4 protein-coding genes and 2 pseudogenes are annotated in these 4785 nt (G+C 65.0%); 1 reads left to right on the top strand and 5 read right to left on the bottom strand.

Features of this window, described 5'->3' with window-relative positions:
* Positions 1–122: pseudogene (locus EN781_RS35540) on the bottom strand (cupin); the annotation flags it as partial.
* The gene (gene kduD, locus EN781_RS26295; RefSeq protein WP_127400480.1) at positions 100–879 is read right to left on the bottom strand and encodes a 2-dehydro-3-deoxy-D-gluconate 5-dehydrogenase KduD; all 780 of its coding nucleotides are present in this window, start codon (positions 877–879) and stop codon (positions 100–102) included. The pseudogene EN781_RS35540 and the gene kduD, both read right to left, overlap by 23 nt.
* 375 nt (positions 880–1254) lie before the next feature.
* On the opposite strand from kduD, the gene EN781_RS26290 reads away from it, so the two are divergent.
* Positions 1255–2814: a mannitol dehydrogenase family protein gene (locus EN781_RS26290; RefSeq protein ID WP_126057609.1), complete on the top strand. Its 1560-nt coding sequence runs from the start codon at positions 1255–1257 to the stop codon at positions 2812–2814.
* A gap of 29 nt (positions 2815–2843) precedes the next feature.
* Here the strand turns inward: EN781_RS26290 and lepB are convergent, their stop codons facing one another.
* The 3 genes and pseudogenes from lepB to EN781_RS26275 form a co-directional block, all read right to left on the bottom strand.
* Positions 2844–3590, bottom strand: a complete 747-nt coding sequence (lepB, locus tag EN781_RS26285; RefSeq protein WP_348627271.1) for a signal peptidase I — start codon at positions 3588–3590, stop codon at positions 2844–2846.
* 326 nt (positions 3591–3916) lie between these two features.
* Positions 3917–4324: a F0F1 ATP synthase subunit epsilon gene (locus EN781_RS26280; protein ID WP_126057608.1), complete on the bottom strand. Its 408-nt coding sequence runs from the start codon at positions 4322–4324 to the stop codon at positions 3917–3919.
* Positions 4325–4423: 99 nt separating this feature from the next.
* Positions 4424–4785 (bottom strand): annotated as a pseudogene (locus EN781_RS26275) (F0F1 ATP synthase subunit beta); the annotation flags it as partial.

Here is a 4785-nt window from a genome sequence, read left to right as displayed (position 1 = left end):
GTGTGGAGGAGCACGCGCCGGCGGTTGCCGTCCGGCGTCGGCGTCCATGCAGCCTCGCCGGCATGCGAGAATATCTTCGTCACGGTCATCTCGCCTCTCTCAGCGCGCCAGCCAGCCGCCATCCACCGGCACCACGGCGCCATGCATATAGTCGGACGCCGGCGCCAGCAGGAACACGGCCGCGTCGCCAATGTCTTCCGGCCGGCCCCAGCGGCCGGCCGGGATGCGCGCCATGATCGAGGCGCGGCGATCGGGATCGGCGCGCAGCGCCTCGGTATTGTTGGTCTCGATATAGCCCGGCGCGATGGCGTTGACGTTGATGCCCTTCTGCGCCCACTCGCAGGCGAGCAACCGGGTGATGCCGAGCACGCCGTGCTTCGAGGCCGTGTAGGAGGCGACGCGGATGCCGCCCTGGAAGCTCAGCACCGAAGCGATGTTGACGATCTTGCCGCGCCGCCCGGGTTCGGCAAGCACATGCCGGGCAAAGCCTTGGCCGAGCATGAACACCGTCTTCAGATTGACGTCGATGACGTCGTCCCAGTCGGCCTCGGTCAGCTCGACCGCATCGGCTCGCCTTATGATACCTGCATTGTTGACCAGGCCGTCGAGCGGTCCGCTGTCGCGCCAGACCCGATCGAGCATCGCCTGCGCGGCCGTCGAGTCGGCAAGCTCGCAGCGCACCGCCTCGATGCTCCCGCCGGCCGCCTCTATCCTTTCGGCGGTCTCATCCATCGCCGAGCGGCCGACGCCGATCACTGTGCCGCCGGCACGCGCGACCGACACCGCGATGCCCTGGCCGATGCCGGTATTGGCGCCGGTGACCAGGATGCGTTTGCTAGCGAGGCTGAAGGCGGAAAGATCGGGCCCTTTCCTGCTCATGATATCCAACATTTGTCTGTCATCGATGACGCCGTGCCTCCGTGATCGCGTCCAAGCAGCGCAAAAGCCAGTTCGCCTGTGTATGACCGCGCGGGCTGACGATGGGCAGCTTTTCCACGCCGGCGTAAAGCGCGCTGGCAAGCGCGCGCATCCGCCTCGGAGGGGAACAGCAGATCCGGATCGGTCAGCGTGATCGTGGACATAACGGCTCCTCCAGGAGGGAGTACCGGTATGGTCGGACAGGAGTGATGTCAACGCGAACGGCGTTCCTGAGCCTGCTTGCGGCAGCGGGGAACAGATGATACCCCGCATCGGATCCATCGCACGGGACATCAAAATGCCGCTCCGCCGAAACCTCTCAGCGTGTTTGGTGCCATGACCCACGACCGCCTCTCCGATGGGACGCTGCGGTCCTTGCCAAATCAGGTTTCGGTTCCCGCCTACGATCGGGACGACATCGCGGGGGGCATTGTCCATCTCGGCGTCGGCGCCTTCCACCGCGCCCATCAGGCCGCCTATGTCGACGACTGCCTGGCGGCGGGAGAGCGTGACTGGGGCATTGTCGGCGTCTCGCTGCGCAGCGCCGACACGCGCGATGCGCTGGCGCCACAGGACGGGCTCTACGCGCTGGCGATCCGCGACAGCGGCGGCGAGAGCCTGCGCGTCATCGGCTCGATCCAGTCGATGCTGGTGGCGCCCGAGGACCCAGGCGCGGTGCTGGCGGCGCTTATCGACCCGCGCACCCGCATCGTCACGCTGACCATCACCGAAAAGGCCTATCTGAGGGCAGCCGACGGCCGGCTCGACGAAACCCACCCCGACATCGTCCACGATCTGGCCAATCCGGGATCGCCGCGCACGGCGCATGGTTTCCTCACGGAAGCGCTGGCCCGCCGCCGCGCCGCCGGCACGCCGCCCTTCACCGTGCTTTGCTGCGACAACCTGCCGGCCAACGGCGCCACGCTGCACCGGCTGCTGGCCGAATTCGCGATGCTGCGCGATGCAGGACTCGCCCGACAGGGCGATGTCCAGCTCGCCCGACAGGGCGATGTCCAGCTCGCCCCACCGGGCGATGCCCCTCTTGCCAGCCATGTTGCAAACGAAGTGGCCTTCCCATCGAGCATGGTCGACCGCATCGTGCCGGCGACCACCGATGCCGACCGGGCACGCATCGCGGTCGAGCTCGGCGTCGAGGATGCCTGGCCGGTGATGACCGAGCCGTTCTGCCAATGGGTCGTCGAGGACGATTTTCCGGCCGGCAGGCCGGCCTGGGAAAAATTCGGCGTCACCATGGTCGCCGATGTCGGCCCCTTCGAGGACATGAAGCTGAGACTGCTCAACGGCGCGCATTCGGGCATCGCCTATCTCGGCCTGCTCAGCGGCCACGCGACCGTCGACCGCGCCTTCGCCGATCCGGCGATCCGGCAGTTCGTCGATCGCCTGTGGGCCGAGGCCATTTCGACGCTGCCCGAGGACGCCGGGCTCGACACCAGCGCCTACACGGCGGAACTCGCCCAACGTTTTTCGAACACCGCGCTTGCCCATCGTACCGCGCAGATCGCCAATGACGGCAGCCAGAAACTGCCGCAGCGCATCGTGGCGTCAGTCTTGGAGTGCCTGGAAGCCGGCACCGAAATGGTCCATCTCACGCTGGTGGTGGCCGCCTGGATCGCCGCCTGCGCGGCGCGCGGCAAGGCCTTGCCGGAAGCCCATTTCACGGATCCGCTCGACGCGGCGCTGACGGAACTTCTGAGCCAGCAACTGCCGGCAAACGAAACGGTGACGGCGGTGTTCGATCTCGCTGGCTTTGCCAGGGACCACGCCGAGCGCCAGACATTGATTGAACTCGTGGCTGTCCATCTCGTCCACCTGCGCCGGGACGGCCCCACCCTGGCCTTCGCCGCGCTTGGCATAGAGGGCGAACGGCAAGAATAGACTTGCAGTTCCACCCACGGATGGCTCGCCTATTCCACAGCCGAGCCATACAGTGTTTGCCGGGACGAATAGCCGGTGCCCTTTGAATTCCAGAACAGCCGCGCTGCTCTGCCGACGAGGTTTTCGTAAGGGACGAATCCGACGGTGAATCGACTGTCGGAAGCATTGTCCCGATTGTCGCCAAGCACGAAATAGTGGCCCTCGGGCACCTCGAACACGCGCGTGTTGTCGCCGATCGAATTGTCCGTCAGGTCGAGAACGAAATGGCTGACCCCGCCTGGCAAGGTCTCGCGCTGAAGCCTGGCCGGCTGCGCCATCTCCTCGTACGGGAACGTGCCGGCATCCTCGAGACCAACGGGCACATCGTTGATGTGGAGCGCGCCGTTGACCATCTGGATCTTCTCGCCCGGCAAGCCGACGATCCGCTGGATATAGTCGATGCTTGGGTCGGACGGGAATTTGAAGACCACCACATCCCCACGCTTGGGTTCCGCGCCTAGCACACGTCCTTCGATTGGCAGCAAATTGAACGGCACGCTGTAGCGGCTGTAGCCGTAGGCGAATTTGGAGACGAAGAGATAGTCGCCTTCCTGCAGTGTCGGCACCATGCTGCCGGAGGGAATCGAAAACGGCTGGAACAGGAACGATCGGATCAGCAAGGCCGGCACCGACGAGGTGAGCAGGACGAGCACCAGCACCGAAAGCCCGTGCGCATACCATTTGTCCGGCTTGAAGCGATGCGCGAAGGGCACGACGAGCGCCATCCACAGGACCATCAACACGAACCCTGAGAAATTGGCCAGCCCGGCAAGATCGGCGCCCGGCAGCACCGGAAACCCGATATAGACAGCCGCGACGCCGAGGGCGCTGAACACAATCAGGACGGCAAGCGCCGGCCTTCCGGCGCCGATCCAGAGAAACCCGCCGAACGGCCCGCCAAAGGCCGACACCAGCGCCGTCGACCACCTGGATCGCGGCGCAATTTCTCGCTGGTCTGATTGCTGCGTCATCGGCCACCCCCCCACGCAAAGGCAGCCGGACTGTCCACTAAACAAAAAAGCGGGGCAAGCCCGCTTTTGCAATCTCCGGTGGAAGCCTGATCTCAGGCCGGCAGGATGGCGCCTTCCAGCGTGGTGAGCTGGCTAAGGAATTGCTCTGCCTTGCTGCGGGCCTGGTCGTCCTTGGCGTCGGCGACGTCTTCCTTCGCCTCCTGGATGCGGCGTGCCACATCCGCGCGATCGATGTCGCCGACCGCCACCGCCGACTCGGCAAGCAGCGTGCAGCCGGAAGGCACGATGTCGGCGAAGCCGCCGAACACCACATAGCGTTCTTCCTTGCCCGCAACGGTCTTCACCGTGACGACGCCCGGCTTGATCGTGGTCATGACCGGCGCGTGCAGCGCCATCACGGTCATCTCGCCTTCGGCGCCGGGGATGACGACAGATTCAACCTGCTCGGAAACGAGCAGGCGCTCCGGCGAGACCAGTTCGAACTTGAAAGCTTCAGCCATGATCAAATTAGCGAGCAGGGAATAGCGAGTAGCGAGTAGTAAGAACAAATCCGCCGCGCTGGTATTCCTATTCGCTACTCCCTATTCGCTATTCGCTTCTTATGCCGCTTCAGCCGCCAGGCGCTGGGCCTTCTCGACCGCTTCCTCGATGCCGCCGACCATATAGAAGGCGGCTTCCGGCAGGTGGTCGTAGTCGCCGGCGCAGAGGCCCTTGAAGCCCTTGATGGTGTCGGCGAGGTCGACCAGCTTGCCCGGCGAGCCGGTGAACACTTCGGCGACGAAGAACGGTTGCGACAGGAAGCGTTCGATCTTGCGGGCGCGGGCAACGGTCTGCTTGTCCTCTTCCGACAGCTCATCCATGCCCAGAATGGCGATGATGTCCTGCAGCGACTTGTAGCGCTGGAGGATCGACTGCACCTGGCGCGCCACCTGGTAGTGCTCCTCGCCGACGACCATCGGAT

This window comes from Mesorhizobium sp. M4A.F.Ca.ET.090.04.2.1, from assembly GCF_003999085.1.
In the GTDB taxonomy this organism is placed as follows: domain Bacteria; phylum Pseudomonadota; class Alphaproteobacteria; order Rhizobiales; family Rhizobiaceae; genus Mesorhizobium.
This window is presented reverse-complemented; position numbering and strand designations above follow the sequence as displayed.